Source organism: Sphingomonas sp. Ag1 (genome assembly GCF_000980895.1).
Taxonomy (GTDB): Bacteria; Pseudomonadota; Alphaproteobacteria; order Sphingomonadales; family Sphingomonadaceae; genus Sphingomonas; species Sphingomonas panaciterrae.
Genome location: NZ_LAZX01000094.1, coordinates 331,420 through 344,135 on the forward strand (window position 1 = coordinate 331,420; position 12,716 = coordinate 344,135).

General features: G+C 66.6%; 15 protein-coding genes and 1 tRNA gene. 12 read left to right on the forward strand and 4 right to left on the reverse strand.

Features of this window, described 5'->3' with window-relative positions; genetic code table 11:
- Positions 1-2: 2 nt before the first annotated feature.
- From XM50_RS14440 to XM50_RS14485, 11 genes are all read left to right on the forward strand, one after another.
- Positions 3-518 carry a hypothetical protein gene (locus tag XM50_RS14440; protein ID WP_046410459.1) on the forward strand — a complete coding sequence of 172 codons (516 nt, stop codon included), beginning with the start codon at positions 3-5 and terminating at the stop codon, positions 516-518.
- 1 nt (position 519) lies between these two features.
- Entirely contained in the window at positions 520-2,859 is a 2,340-nt protein-coding gene (locus tag XM50_RS19250; protein WP_052742589.1) for a cellulase family glycosylhydrolase, read from the forward strand.
- Positions 2,860-2,888: 29 nt separating this feature from the next.
- Positions 2,889-3,302, forward strand: coding sequence for a hypothetical protein (locus XM50_RS14450; protein WP_046410460.1), 414 nt, complete (start codon positions 2,889-2,891; stop codon positions 3,300-3,302).
- A 16-nt stretch (positions 3,303-3,318) separates the two neighbouring features.
- Entirely contained in the window at positions 3,319-3,672 is a 354-nt protein-coding gene (locus tag XM50_RS14455; protein WP_046410462.1) for a hypothetical protein, read from the forward strand.
- Positions 3,669-5,249: a hypothetical protein gene (locus XM50_RS14460; protein ID WP_046410463.1), complete on the forward strand. Its 1,581-nt coding sequence runs from the start codon at positions 3,669-3,671 to the stop codon at positions 5,247-5,249. Before XM50_RS14455 ends, XM50_RS14460 begins: the two co-directional genes overlap by 4 nt.
- 1 nt (position 5,250) lies before the next feature.
- A complete protein-coding gene (locus tag XM50_RS14465; RefSeq protein WP_046410465.1) occupies positions 5,251-5,496 on the forward strand; it encodes a hypothetical protein in 246 nt (81 codons plus the stop codon).
- Positions 5,497-5,501: 5 nt separating this feature from the next.
- A complete protein-coding gene (locus XM50_RS14470) occupies positions 5,502-5,789 on the forward strand; it encodes a hypothetical protein (protein WP_156167268.1) in 288 nt (95 codons plus the stop codon).
- Between the two features lie 40 nt (positions 5,790-5,829).
- Positions 5,830-6,063 (forward strand): hypothetical protein, encoded by a 234-nt coding sequence (locus XM50_RS14475; protein ID WP_046410468.1) that lies wholly within the window; start codon positions 5,830-5,832, stop codon positions 6,061-6,063.
- A complete protein-coding gene (locus tag XM50_RS14480) occupies positions 6,053-6,649 on the forward strand; it encodes a glycoside hydrolase family 108 protein (RefSeq protein ID WP_046410470.1) in 597 nt (198 codons plus the stop codon). The genes XM50_RS14475 and XM50_RS14480 overlap by 11 nt, the downstream gene beginning before the upstream one ends.
- A gap of 2 nt (positions 6,650-6,651) precedes the next feature.
- A complete protein-coding gene (locus tag XM50_RS21000) occupies positions 6,652-6,774 on the forward strand; it encodes a hypothetical protein (RefSeq protein WP_269430573.1) in 123 nt (40 codons plus the stop codon).
- A 383-nt stretch (positions 6,775-7,157) separates the two neighbouring features.
- Positions 7,158-7,940 carry a DNA adenine methylase gene (locus XM50_RS14485; RefSeq protein ID WP_046410471.1) on the forward strand — a complete coding sequence of 261 codons (783 nt, stop codon included), beginning with the start codon at positions 7,158-7,160 and terminating at the stop codon, positions 7,938-7,940.
- Between the two features lie 267 nt (positions 7,941-8,207).
- Here the strand turns inward: XM50_RS14485 and XM50_RS20165 are convergent, their stop codons facing one another.
- Positions 8,208-8,501, reverse strand: coding sequence for a hypothetical protein (locus XM50_RS20165; protein ID WP_156167269.1), 294 nt, complete (start codon positions 8,499-8,501; stop codon positions 8,208-8,210).
- 12 nt (positions 8,502-8,513) lie between these two features.
- Between XM50_RS20165 and XM50_RS14490 the strand changes: the two genes are divergently transcribed.
- The gene (locus tag XM50_RS14490) at positions 8,514-9,743 is read left to right on the forward strand and encodes a tyrosine-type recombinase/integrase (RefSeq protein WP_046411718.1); all 1,230 of its coding nucleotides are present in this window, start codon (positions 8,514-8,516) and stop codon (positions 9,741-9,743) included.
- A gap of 531 nt (positions 9,744-10,274) precedes the next feature.
- On the opposite strand, the gene XM50_RS19255 is transcribed toward XM50_RS14490, so the two are convergent.
- The 3 genes from XM50_RS19255 to XM50_RS14505 all read right to left on the reverse strand — a co-directional run bounded on the left by XM50_RS19255 (position 10,275) and on the right by XM50_RS14505 (position 12,662).
- Positions 10,275-11,144 carry a helix-turn-helix domain-containing protein gene (locus tag XM50_RS19255; protein WP_052742590.1) on the reverse strand — a complete coding sequence of 290 codons (870 nt, stop codon included), beginning with the start codon at positions 11,142-11,144 and terminating at the stop codon, positions 10,275-10,277.
- Positions 11,116-12,507: a tyrosine-type recombinase/integrase gene (locus XM50_RS14500; protein ID WP_331386571.1), complete on the reverse strand. Its 1,392-nt coding sequence runs from the start codon at positions 12,505-12,507 to the stop codon at positions 11,116-11,118. The genes XM50_RS19255 and XM50_RS14500 overlap by 29 nt, the downstream gene beginning before the upstream one ends.
- 69 nt (positions 12,508-12,576) lie before the next feature.
- Positions 12,577-12,662: transfer RNA gene (locus tag XM50_RS14505), tRNA-Tyr, on the reverse strand.
- Positions 12,663-12,716 lie beyond the last annotated feature (54 nt).

Below are 12,716 nucleotides of genomic sequence, written 5' to 3' on the forward strand. Positions count from 1 at the left end.
TAATGGAGTTCGACGACGCCGCTGCGCTGCAGCTCGAGTACATGGCGCGGCAGGATGCCCGCGACCAGGCGGCATACGACTGGTTCAACGGAACTGCGCTGGGCGGACCGAATGGCGACGGCCACTATCCGTGGCCGGCAGGCCCCGGCACGATGCGGCTAGTTCCCTGTATCGAACGCTTGCGGGTCGACGCGGCTCGCTTCGGCGTGCGCTTCTTCGGCGGCGCCGGCCCGTTCACCATGGTGGCGGCCGACGTCGGCAAGCTGATCCGTATCGGCAACGGCTCGAATACGCCCAACATCAACGTGCGCCTGCCTAACTTGCCGGAGGGCTCGCAGTTCATGTTCTTCCAGGAAGGCTCGGCTCGATTGCTGTTCTCCGCCATCAACGGCGGGTCGGTCATCCACCGGCAGGACTACAAACGCACTGCCGGGCTATACGCCATGGCCACGGCCGTGTGCGATCTGGTCACCAGCGGGGTCTCCCGCTGGGTGCTGGGCGGCGACATGGTCAACTGACATGACCGTTTCCCCCGCCTTTCAGGCCGCGCTCACACCGGTCGCAACCACACCGTCGATTTGGGTGGCAAGTCGCCCCAACCTGGTGACCTTCGACGAAGGCACCACCGTTCGGCTCACCATCCGCTGCTTCAACGCCGTGCCGGGCGTGTCGAAGATGATCTGGAAGCTGTCGGGCGCAAAGGCCGGTTCTGCGCACTGGTCGCTGCCGTGGGATGTGGCGTGGAACACCGCAATGAAGCGACGTGGAATGAAGTACACCGCGCTCAGAGCGAGTGAGCACAACGCGGCGGTCGCAGGTTTAATCGAAGTCGACGAAACCTATGATGGCCTTCCGGTCGAGTTGGCTATCACCTGCCTCGCGAACAGGCGCACCGACGTCAACGGCAACCCTGGGCAGGTACAGGTCACGCTGCAGCTTGCGCTTCCGGAGGGTGCTACCGGGACGCTCTCTGGCAACGGCTTGCCGTTCTTCATCAACGACACGTCGAAGACGCCGGCCGGCACGCCGACTTTCCGCCCCCAGTTGCTGATGCCGGACGGTTCGCCCGGTTCCGCCAGCGTGAACGAGGGCGACGGCCGGATCATCCAGCTGACTACGGAGAACATGGTTCCGGGCACCAGCTTCCTCTATGCGGCCGTGAACAAGGGACAGTCGAAGATCGCCGGCGGCTTTCGCCCGACGCTGAAGGCCGCTGCCGAGGCGGCGGGGTGCCTGTGCGACACCAGCTACGCCACTCGCGGCAACTACAACGGCGGGGTCATCACCTTCACGGACCAGTATCGGGACGCGGCGCCGATCCGGATCCCGATCACCATCAACGAAGACCACATCACCACCGGCACGCTGCAGCTGGACTTCCAGACCCACCGCTGGACCGATGGGGATGCCGCCAATCCTGCGCAGCTGTTCGGCGGTACCATCACGTTCCAGATCGCCGATACATCGGTGGAGCCCACCCCAAGCTACTGGCGGATCGCGGCGGAGGTTTCGGGCGGCGCGATCGTCTACAGTCTCACCAGCCCGACCGGCACGTCGGCCGCATCGGTGAGGCTGGTGTCAGGCGGAACGAAGCCGGCCGGCTTCGACGCCGCGCTGGCAGCGGCGATCGCCGCGACACCGGGGCTGTCGATCGCCGGCGACGTGATCACCTCGACATCGGCATGGAACGGCGAGCTGAGCTGGTCGGTGGCGAAGCCTGCCAGCGCGGGGAAGCACGCGCTACGCCTCGCCGATCCGACCGCCGAGAGCCTGATTGTCGTCGGCGACGCCTGTGTCTACTTCTCGCCGCCAGCCATTCCTGCCAATCCGGCCTATGTGACCGGCCTCAATCTGTCGGGTGGCGAGTTCGGCGACCGGAAGCCGGGCACCTACGGTACCGATTATCGTTACCCGGCGCGACCCGAGCAGGCCGACCCGGCGCAGCGGCATCCGGAAATCGATTACCACCTCGGCAAGGGGGCGGGCATCATCCGCCTGCCGGTGCGCTGGGAGCGTATCCAGGACGGGCCGTTCGGCGAGCTGCGATCGCCTGGCGTCCTCGCGACCTGGTCTGGCAGCCTCGACATGGACCGGATCGACGAGATCATCAGCTACGTGACCGCGCAGGGCAGGATCGTGCTGCTCGACGTGCACAACTACATGGGGTGGGCTGACCAGGGGAAAGTCGGCTTCGACTATGCCCTACCCACCGCTGCGCTGTGCGACCTGTGGGAGCGGCTGGCGAACCGCTATGCCAACAACCCGCTGGTCTGGTTCGGCCTGATGAATGAGCCGAGCGGCGGGCAGGTCACCCCGGCGCGCTGCCGGGACATCATGGACTGGGTGACGCAGGCGATCCGCGGGCGCACGCCGGCGCTGAACCGGATCTTCATCGCGGGCACCTTTTACACCGGCGCCTGGTCATGGGTGGGCCAGGGCAATGCCGCGGCCTTTGTCACGTTCAGCGACCCGGCTGGCAACGCTGCTATCGAGCTGCACCAGTATTTCGACACCGGCAGCCCCGGACTGTCCGGCGTCTGCAACGCCAATGCCCAGAACCGGCTTGTCGAGGCAACCAACTGGGCGCGCGCGAACGGCCACAAGCTGTTCCTTGGCGAGTTCATGGGCGGCGATCCGACGATCACCGGGCAGGAGCAGTGCGGCGCTGTCGTGCCGGCGGCCTGCGCCTACATGCTCGCCAACCGCGACGTGTGGGCCGGCTGGACCGCCTGGGGCGGCGGTGGCCGCTGGAACGCGACCTACATTTTCCGGCTCGATCCGATCGGTGGCTACGGTCCCACCTCGAGCGACACGCGCCAGTTCAAGATGATCGAGCCGTACCTCACCACGATCAACTGATCCGCATCCACTCAATTCAGGAGCAGAACATGGCAAACCGCCTGTACCCCAAGTACAAGGAGGCGCTTCTTGGCGCCGGCGTCAATCTCGCGACCGGCACCATCAAGGCGCAGCTGGTCGACACCGACGCCTATACCTACGCCGACGCCGACCAATTCCTGTCGGCCATCCCCGCCGGCGCGCGGATCGGTGCGGCGGTGACGCTCGCCAACAAGACGGTCGCGGGCGGCACCTTCGACGCCGACGACATCGCCTTCACGTCCGTTCCGGCGGGCTCCGGCTCCGCCAGCGCGGCCGAGGCGATCGTGATCTACCGCGACACCGGCACTCCGGGCACGTCGGAGCTGATCGCCATCATCGACACCGCGACCGGCCTTCCGATCACGCCGAATGGCGGCAACGTCTCCGTGACGTGGGCCGCCGGCGGCATCTTCTCCCTCTAAGCGAAAGGTCGCACCCATGGGGATGACCGAGCAGAGCGTGGCGCCGATCGCGAAGGGCTATGCCTATTCGATCCGCGTCCGCGTCACCGGTGACGAACCTGTCTTTCCGGTCGGCTGCTCGGTCCGCACCGAGCTGCGCGACTATGCCGGCGCGAACGCGCTTGCCGCGCAGCTGAGTACCGGGGACGGCTCGATCGTCCGCATCGATGATGAGACGATCGAGCTGCGCATCTCGGGCGCGGGCACCGCGAAGATCGGCAACTCGACGGCCACGTTCGACCTGGTCCGTTCCGACCTTCAGCCGGAAGTCTGGCTGGGCGTGCAGGTGACGCTCCCGGTGATGACGCCGGTAACGGAGCCGGCCGCGTGATTCGCACGGTCGAGGTCACCCGCATCCAGCAGCGGGCGAGGATCGTCACCACCGGCGGCCTGGCTGCCGTGCTGCTTGCGTTGCCACTGCCGCTGCCCGGCGATGCCCAGGCAGTCAGCACGGTGACGATCGCGTCTCAGTCCATCGTCGGCGTGCCGTCGCTGGCAGCTGCCGCGATGGTGGCGCCGGCCGTGATCGCCGGCGACGCCCTGGTGCACGTGCCGGCAGTGGCAGCGGGCGCGGCCGCAATCGGGGCGCCGGCGATCCTGCCGGCGAGCATCGTCACGGCGCCGATTGTGGCGGCGGTGCCGGCGCAGGCGATCACTGCCCCGGCGATCGCCGCGACTGTCGTCGTGCGCGGCCCGAGCATCGCAGCGCAGGGAGCGGCTACGGTTACCCCGGCACTGCTCACCAGCGGTAGCGTGGTTCGCGCGCCCGCCATCGCACCCGGAGCGGTATCGCTCGCGCCGGCCGGGCTCCCGTCGACGGCGATCGTCCGCGCCCCCGACGTGGTCGGCCAAGCCGCGATCATCAATCCGGCGCCTTTCGCCTTTGTCCAGGACACCAACATCACCCCTGGGCAGGGGCGCCTGTCCACCGAGATCACCCTCGACATGGCCGGCTCAACCGTGCCGGTCACCGTCACCGTCTCCGGCGAGCCCGGCAGTGTTATCTGGAAGAACGGCGTCGATATCGGGCCCGGGCCGACCACGGGCATTCACGGCGACCGTTTCCGTGTCAGTCACTATGCCTCGACGCTTTACAGCACCACCACGTACAGCACGCTGACTGCCGGCACCATCTCGGCAACCTACTCCTGCACGACCAAGTCGGAGGCGGTCGCGTCACTCGATCCCGACACCCAGGCTTTCCTCAGCGCCATGTCGGTCCAGCCGACTGCAGCACGCACGCAACTTTATGACGAGTTCATCCGGGGGCTGAAGACGGACGATCTCTGGGCCAAGATTGATTGGCTGACGATCATGGCGGCCCACGACGAGCAGGCGGCAAGGATCAACGTCCGATCGCCACTTCGGTCGCTCACCGCCGTGAACAGCCCGACGTTCAAACCCGATCTTGGCTTCGCGGGTGGCGGCAGCGCCTACCTTCATACGGGTGAGCCATGGGTGGGCCCCTTCACCCGGATGCAGCGCAACAGCGGTACCCTTTTTATCCGCATGACGGAGGAGGTCACCACCGGCGACACGCTCGTCATCGGCAACATGTCGGATTGGGCGAACGCCATTTCCGTCCGATCCAACAACGGCACCGAGCAGTATCGCGTTCACGGCGGTGGCAATGGTGCAAACCCGAGCACCTCCAAACTGGGCACGCGTATCGCGAGCCGCACCAGCGCGAACCTCGTCAGCTATTACGTAAACGGATCGCCCAACGGCACATCAACACCGTCCTCGAGCTCGACGGGTTCGTCGAACGGCACCATCCTTCGCGTGAACAGCAGCTACTCACCCGGCACGATCGGTGTCGCTGGCAGCGCCTCGGGCCTTTCAGACGGCGAAGCAATGGCCCTTCACGCCCGCATCCAGACCTTCTTCACCGCGATAGGAGTCGCATAACATGACGTTGTACCCGTACCTCATCATGAGCCCGCAGCAGGCAGCCCGCTTCCGTGAGGCCACTGCAACCGACCAGCACCAGCTTGATCCGCGCGAAATCGTCGCGGGGAAACATGCAGGCAAGTACGTCCTGCCTCGCCGGGTCATGGATGATCCAAATCACGCCGAGCGGAAGGATGCGTTGCTGATGCTCACCGAAGTCGCGCTCGACGAAGCCGAAGCCTGGCCCGCCCCACCCGAGGAGTGAGCGGCATGCGCACCGCTCGCATCGGCGACCTGCGCCTGGTCGCCTCTACGATCGCGCCCGGCGCCGAGCTGGTGCGCGTCCACCCTGATGATGGACCGCACTACGATCGCATGATCGTGGTGACGGTCCACGGCGATACGGTCCACCTCATGGGGTGGATCGGCACCCCGCTCACTCCCTCGCAATGGTCGCAGGCCGCGGCCGTGTTCTTTCCCGCCGCGCGCCAGGTGCGCTTCGAGCGGATGCAGGCCGACGGTTCGCTGCGCCACGTGACGCTGCCGCTCGCGGCCTGAAACGGCGCGCCTAGCGCCCTTCCATCTCTGGAGAACCACCATGACGCTGGACCATGTTCCCGGCGCCGCGAAGGCGTCGGTCGACGTCGTGTCGTTCGGCGTCGCTTTCGGCACGCTCGCCAACCTGCTGCCGCACCTCGCAGCGCTGCTCTCCGTTATCTGGACGCTAATCCGCATCCTCGAGACCGACATGGTTCGGTCGCTGATCAAGCGCCGGCGCCGCACCACGATCGCGCCGATCGCGTCCAACCAGGAGCAGCGCGGTGGCGAATAAGGGCAAGATTGCCGCGGCCGCGCTGGCGCTGATCCTGGGCGTGGTCGCCGTCGAAGGCGGCTACGTGAACGATCCGCGCGACCCGGGCGGCGAGACCAACAAGGGCATCACCAAGAAGGTCGCCGTCGAGAACGGCTACGTCGGCCCAATGCGCACCATCCCGGACGAGGTGGTGCACAGCATCTACTACGCGCGTTACCTGGTCGAACCCGGGTACGAGCCGCTGATCGCGATCGACGCGGCTGTGACCGAAGAGCTGTTCGACACGACGGTCAACATGGGCCCGGCGCGTCCCGGCCGCTGGTTTCAGCAGTCGATCAACGCGCAGTGCGGCACGCGCTTGGCGGTGGACGGGCGCGTCGGGCCGGCGACGATCGGTGCCTTCACGTACTGCCAGAGCACGCTCGGTGCGGCAGCGCTCTGCGTTGCCACGCTCGATCGCCTCGATGCCCTGCAGCGCGCCGAATACGCCCGCCTCGTCCGGGTCAACCCGGTCCTGAAGCGCTTCCACCGCGGCTGGGTCGCCCACCGGATCGGCAACGTCGACCGCCGCAAATGCCGCACCCCTTCACCACAAGGAGAATGACGATGAACGCACTGTTGAAGATGATCACCCGTGAAGTGATCGTGCCCTGGGCGCTGTCCGCGGCCGCCGCTTTCGCCGCGAAGAAGCTGGTGCCCAAGGCGAAGAAGGAAGCGCCCGCGAGCTAATCGAGCCGTAGACGCGGGCTGCGCGCCTGTGCCAAGGGGCAGTCGCCCTACGGAGCTTAGCCGTTACGTTGGGCCCGCGCGCGCGGACGCAAGGCTGACCGGTTCGCCGGGTGGCCTGCGGAATAGAAGACCTTCGGGGAATACGCGGGGCGCAGGAGCCTTGCGCTGCGCGGCTAACCACCCGGTACCAGGTGGACGCCAGACAGGTTTCTCCCTCACGTTTCCCCGAAGCCACTGCATCGGCGCCGATGCGCCTCTCCCATCATCGAGATCTAAGGCCCGCCGATCGCATCGATCGGCGTCAACTCAGCGCGCGTAGCCGACGTGCTCCTCACCGAGAGAGCTGAGCTATTCCTACCCGAAAGCACGAACTCACCACGACGATCGCCGCGAACCCGCCGGCGGCCTATCTCGGCGGCAAGCGCAACCTGGCCAAACGCCTGTGCGCCCTAATCGAGCAGATCCCCCATCGCGCCTATATCGAACCGTTCGTCGGCATGGGGGGCGTCTTTCTTCGCCGCGGCAAGGCGCCGCCGGTCGAGGTGATCAACGACCTTTCAGGCGACGTCGCGAATCTCTTCCGAGTGGTGCGCCGGCACTACGAGCCCTTCGTCGACGAATTCGCGTGGCTTCTCGCCGGCCGGGCCGAGTTCGAGCGCCAGCGCCGCGTGGATCCTTCAACCCTGACCGACATCGAGCGTGCCGTCCGCTTCCTCTACCTCCAGCGCCTGGCGTTCGGCGGGAAGGTCGAAGGGCGCACCTTTGGCGTCCGCAAGGATCAGTCGTCGCGCATCAACACGGCTCTGCTCCGTGCCGAGCTGCGCAAGCTCCACCAGCGCCTGCAGGCCGTCACGATCGAGCAGCTGCCGTACCAGGACGTGATCCGGCGCTATGACAGTGCTGGCGCGCTGTTCTACCTCGACCCGCCTTATGACGAGACCGAGGGATACGGCACCGGCTTCGGCCGCAATGACTATGTCGCGATGGCGGAGCAGCTCGCCGGCATCGCCGGCCAGTTCGTCATGTCGATCAACAACACCCCGTTCATCCGCGAGACCTTCGCCGTCTTCGACATTCAGGAAATCGATACGACCTGGACGCTATCGACCGGATTGACCGGCCGCGGCACCAAAGTAACCGAGCTGATCATTCGCAATCGGCGGTAAGAGAACGCCGCAAGGGTCGGGTATCGCACCCGATCTTTGCGGGTATCGACCCTCTACGAATGGCGGAAATGCGCGCCCACGGCGGAGGGTACCTCCGCCGTGACGGGCAACTTGCGAATTTGCGCAAGCTGCTCTGGCGTGCAATTCTGGGACGGGCGCAATGCGGTGTCTCGACAACGGGACACGGGAAGGCCGGTCGACGGACCGGCCTTCTTCCGTTGCGACTTCCGTCGCTATCGCCGGCGCCGGCGCTCGGCCCTGCGCAGTTCACCGGCGGTCGTAGGGTACCGTTCGTCTCAGCTCGTTCCGCAGCTGCCCTGACGTCGGAATTTTGATGCGGACGTCACGCACGGCAACCTCGTGACCGACGTCGAGCCGAGCCAGATCGAGCCCACACCATACCAGCTCGTCCGATGGCCGCGGCAAGCCGACCTCACCCCAGTCGCCCAGCTCATCTACGATCAGAACGCGCGCTCTCGTGCCGATGATCGCGCGGCAGCGCTCTGCGGCTTCCTGACCGCCGCTGCCGGCGACGACCACAACTTTCGTCCCTTCATCCATCGTGGAGCACCTATGCTTACGAACGCCGCGGTGAAAGCCGCGCGGCCGCGCGCGGCCGCCTACAAGCTGCCGGATGGCGCCGGCCTGCACCTGTTCATCGCGCCGACCGGCTTGAAGAGCTTCCGGCTGCGCTTTCGCTATGGCGGCCGCGAGCAGCTGCTGACAATCGGCAGCTATCCAGAAGTCGACCTAGTCGCCGCGCGGGCCCGGGCTGAGGCCGCGCGCGCTCAGCTTGCCCGGGGCGAGGATCCCCGCGCACGATCGTCGCGGGTCGACACGTTCGAAGCGGCCGCCCGCGCCTGGCATGCTGTCCAGGCCGAAGGGTGGACGGCCGTCCATGCGGCAGACGTCCTGGTCAGCCTGGAGCGCGACGTCTTCCCGGCGATCGGCGCCGAGCAGCTGGACGCGATCGCGCCGGCCGACGTGCTCGAGCTGCTGCGCGCCGTCGAGGCGCGTGGCGCGCGGGAGACTGCCCGGCGGCTGCGTCAGCGCATCTCGGCCGTGTTCGAGCTGGCGATCGGCGAGGGCTGGTGCTCGAGCGATCCGGCTGAGAAGGTCGCCCGCGGGCTGAAGAAGCCGGCGGCCGTGCGCCATCACGCTGCGCTGGTGTCGATCGACGATGCGCGGGCGCTGATGGCCGCTGTCGACCAGCTCGAGGCGGCGCCGGCGGCCAAGCTGGCGTCCCGCTTCCTCGCGCTGACGGCAATGCGGTGGGCGGCCGTGCGCGGCGCGCGCTGGTCAGAGATCGAGGATCTCGACGGCGATGCGCCGACCTGGCGCGTGCCGGCGGCACGAATGAAGCTGGCAGCGGCGAAGAAGGGTAATGCTGCGCACGACCATGTCGTGCCGCTGTCGCCGGCGGCCGTCGCGGTGTTGCGGGCGGCTCAATCAAAACACGATCAAATGAGCAATGCGGCAGAAATACGGGAGTTTCTGCCCAGCGACCTAATCTTCGCGGGCAACGGATCAAATAAGCCGCTGGGCGAGGCGGCGATCGGTGCCCTCTATGCGCGGACGGCGTTCGCCGGCCGCCACGTGCCGCACGGCTGGCGCGCAACCTTCTCGACGATCATGAACGAGGCGATGCCGCTCGAACGCGGCGCCATCGACCAGGCGCTCGGCCATGCGCTGAAGTCGGAGGATGGCTCGATCGCGAAGGTCGAGGGCGCGTACAACCGGTCGCAGCAGCTAGACCGACGGCGGCGGATCTTCGACGCCTGGGGTGTGGCCCTCGTCGGGTGACCCCGGCGGTTCGTCTTCGTCGAGCCGCTCCCAAGGGCCGCCGAACCGCGAGACAGCGCGGATGCCGCAGCACCGTGCCACCGCGTGCTGCACGTGCCCCTCGGCCGGCAGGATCCGCCAGGCATGCCCGATCCCGTCGCATTCCGGGGCATCATCGTCAGGCGGGACGAGGGCATTGACCATCGGGGGTGAGATAGGGGGCGGGGGGTCGAAAGTCAGGGCGCTCGCGGGCCGGACACCGCCCAGTGGGACCGTGCGCAATGCGAGGTGTTCCGGAGTAAAAAGATCACGGCCTCACGGACCTTACAGCGCGAGAAACGGCCTCGGCTCCATAGGTGCCCTATCCCAAACCCTGACGCCCTCGGCAGCATCGTGGCGGCGCAAGCCGCCGCGTCCCGACAGCCTGGTCTTGGCTGTCGGCTCGTTTTTGCCGCTTTGGCTGATCAGGGGGAGACCACAAATAGCGCGTCATCCCGTTCAGGGATGACCTGCCTTTTCCTCTTCATGTCTGAAGGCTGGATAGAGCATATTCTATGTGCTCGCGCGTGAAAGAGCCGCGTCAAAGCTGGCGAGGGCTTCCGCGATGCTGCCCGGGGCAGCTGGCGCAGACGGAGCGAGGGCGGGCACTGCCGTCTGTCCTGGCGGTATCCGGCCGAGGCGGCGCAGCTTGCTCGTCAGGATCTGAGTGAAGCGCAACCAGGTTGCCTTCGCCATGCGCCGGCGGTTGTCGAAGAAGTAGGCGTTGCTGGTCTGCTCGCGCTGCGGCGCGAACTCGCCTTCGTTGCCGGTGTTTACGGTGCGGCGCACCCAGTCGATGAAACCGTTCGCCTTCAGCCGCTTCAACGCGGCAATCGCGCTATTGCGGTGACACCCGGCTCTTTTCGCGATCGTCTCGATGGCGGGGAACAGCTTGCCGGTGCTGAAGTCGAGGAAGCAGAGTAGCGCCTTCAGCACCGTCACGTCGATGCGGTGCAGGCGAAGGTCAACCTCGGCCAATTTCCTGTCGAGCTGGACAATGCGCTGGCGCAGGACGGCCGGGCGGCCGATCGGCACCTCGGCGGGCGACATAGTCTCGAGCTGCTCAAGCTCTGCAGCCGCGGCGCCTCGCTCAGCGCGCGCCTCACGAACCTCGCGCAGCGGAAACTTGCGCCATTGTTCGACGTACAGCTGCTCGGCCGTCGCGATCATCGCCTCACGGTGAGCTAAGCCGGCTGCAACCGAGCCGTCCTGAATACGCGCCCAAGGCTTCGCGCGCGGGTCGGCCTCGTCATAGCTATGGCGCCGTGGCGTTCGGCGACCCTCGCCAGTATCCGGGCCGCGAAAGCCGCGGCCGCTCAGCTTCGACGTGGCGCCCTTGACCAGCTGCTTGATGTCACGAAGTGACGGTGCCCCGCCGCTCATGCTGCCAGCCTCCCGGCTGCGCTTGGCGCAGTCCGGTTAGCAGCGCCTGTGGGGGCACCAAGTCGACTGTGAGCATGTCCGCCCACTCCTGCGCCAGCTCGCGCCGACGGGGCATGTATGCGGCTCGGTTGTACACCGCCTCCACTCCCTTGGGGATGTGGGCGAGCATGAGGTCGATGATTTCGCGATCGCCAACGCGGTTTTCGACCGCGGCCAGCTCGTTCATCACGGTTGAGAAGGTCGATCGCCAGCCATGCGGCACGTGGATGCCTGCGAAGCCCGCATCCCGGTATGCCTTGCTCAACGTGCTGTCGCTGATCGGCACCTTGAAGCTGCGAACGCCGCGGAAGATCAGCGGCCCGCCCGAGAACATCATCGCCGCCTTCACCACTTCGACCGATTGACGGGCGAGGGGCACCACGAACTCGTAGGCGACGTCCTCTTTCCGCTCGAGCACGAGCTTCATCTTGTGCGCGGGGATCCGCCAGATGGGGGCATCGCCATCCAGCCCCTCGAACTCTTGCGGTTCCGCCAGGCGTAGCACGCCGGCTCGCACCGCCGTCAGCGCCAGCAAACGAGACGCCAGCTTCGTCAGGGGCTGACCCGGCTGCTCCTCGACCTTGCGCAGCACCTTCCTGGCGGCATCCACCGTCCGAACCGCGGGAAACTTGCCCTTCTTCACGCGGGCGAGCGCACGATTTGCCGCGGCCGCCGGGTCGCTGCTGGCGATTCCGCTGCCGATCGCCCGGCCGAACACTTCCGAGATCCGCTGGCGTACCCGATGCGCCGTCTCCACGGCGCCGCGTTTCTCGATTGGTCGCAGCACCTGGATGACCAAGGGTGTCGTAATCGCGTCGATCGGCAAGGCACCGAGCTTCGGATAGACGTCCTGCTCCATGCTGCGCTTGATCAGCGCGAGGTACCGCGGCGTCCAGCTCGACGCCTGGCTCTCGATCCAGTCCTCGGCAATCGTTCTGAACGTCGCGCCGACACGAGCGACCTGCGCCGCGGAGCGCTTGCGCTTTTCCAGCGAGGGATCGTGGCCGGCTCGCAGCTCGCGCGCCGCGTCGTCCCGCAGATCCCGTGCCTCTGCTAGGGTCACGTCCGGATAAGGGCCGAAGGTCAGCCGCTTCTCCTTGCCGGCGAAGCGATACTTCCAGCGCCAGCTGCGATATCCCGCCGGCGTGACGTAGAGGTAGAGGCCTTTGGCGTCGCTGAGCTTGTACGGCTTGTCGGCGCCCTTCGCCTGACGGCACGCTTTGTCCGTCAGCATCCGGTGCCCCCACCGGTAAAATCCAAGCCCCCCACAGTGCCCCCAAAGTCGCCTTGCTGTTAGGCGACACTGTGAGATGCTGTGAGACAACGAACAACCCGGAAAACAGGGCTTTTTGCCCTGTTCCGAGACGTTGTGAGACAAACGGATTTGAAGTTTTGGTGGAAGGGACTGGATTCGAACCAGTGTACACTTGCGTGGGCAGATTTACAGTCTGCTGCCTTTAACCACTCGGCCACCCTTCCACAGGGCTGCTTCGTCGAAGCGAGGGCGCCCAATGCCGAAGCCCGGCCGTCCTG

Excerpts from the sequence above, each read along its gene's own strand:
- XM50_RS14440 (WP_046410459.1), top strand. The coding sequence starts at position 3 with ATGGAGTTCGACGACGCCGCTGCGCTGCAGCTCGAGTACATGGCGCGG.
- XM50_RS19250 (WP_052742589.1), top strand. The coding sequence starts at position 520 with ATGACCGTTTCCCCCGCCTTTCAGGCCGCGCTCACACCGGTCGCAACC.
- XM50_RS14450 (WP_046410460.1), top strand. The coding sequence starts at position 2,889 with ATGGCAAACCGCCTGTACCCCAAGTACAAGGAGGCGCTTCTTGGCGCC.
- XM50_RS14455 (WP_046410462.1), top strand. The coding sequence starts at position 3,319 with ATGGGGATGACCGAGCAGAGCGTGGCGCCGATCGCGAAGGGCTATGCC.
- XM50_RS14465 (WP_046410465.1), top strand. The coding sequence starts at position 5,251 with ATGACGTTGTACCCGTACCTCATCATGAGCCCGCAGCAGGCAGCCCGC.
- XM50_RS14470 (WP_156167268.1), top strand. The coding sequence starts at position 5,502 with ATGCGCACCGCTCGCATCGGCGACCTGCGCCTGGTCGCCTCTACGATC.
- XM50_RS14475 (WP_046410468.1), top strand. The coding sequence starts at position 5,830 with ATGACGCTGGACCATGTTCCCGGCGCCGCGAAGGCGTCGGTCGACGTC.
- XM50_RS21000 (WP_269430573.1), top strand. The coding sequence starts at position 6,652 with ATGAACGCACTGTTGAAGATGATCACCCGTGAAGTGATCGTGCCCTGG.
- XM50_RS20165 (WP_156167269.1), bottom strand. The coding sequence starts at position 8,501 with ATGGATGAAGGGACGAAAGTTGTGGTCGTCGCCGGCAGCGGCGGTCAG.
- XM50_RS14490 (WP_046411718.1), top strand. The coding sequence starts at position 8,514 with ATGCTTACGAACGCCGCGGTGAAAGCCGCGCGGCCGCGCGCGGCCGCC.
- XM50_RS19255 (WP_052742590.1), bottom strand. The coding sequence starts at position 11,144 with ATGAGCGGCGGGGCACCGTCACTTCGTGACATCAAGCAGCTGGTCAAG.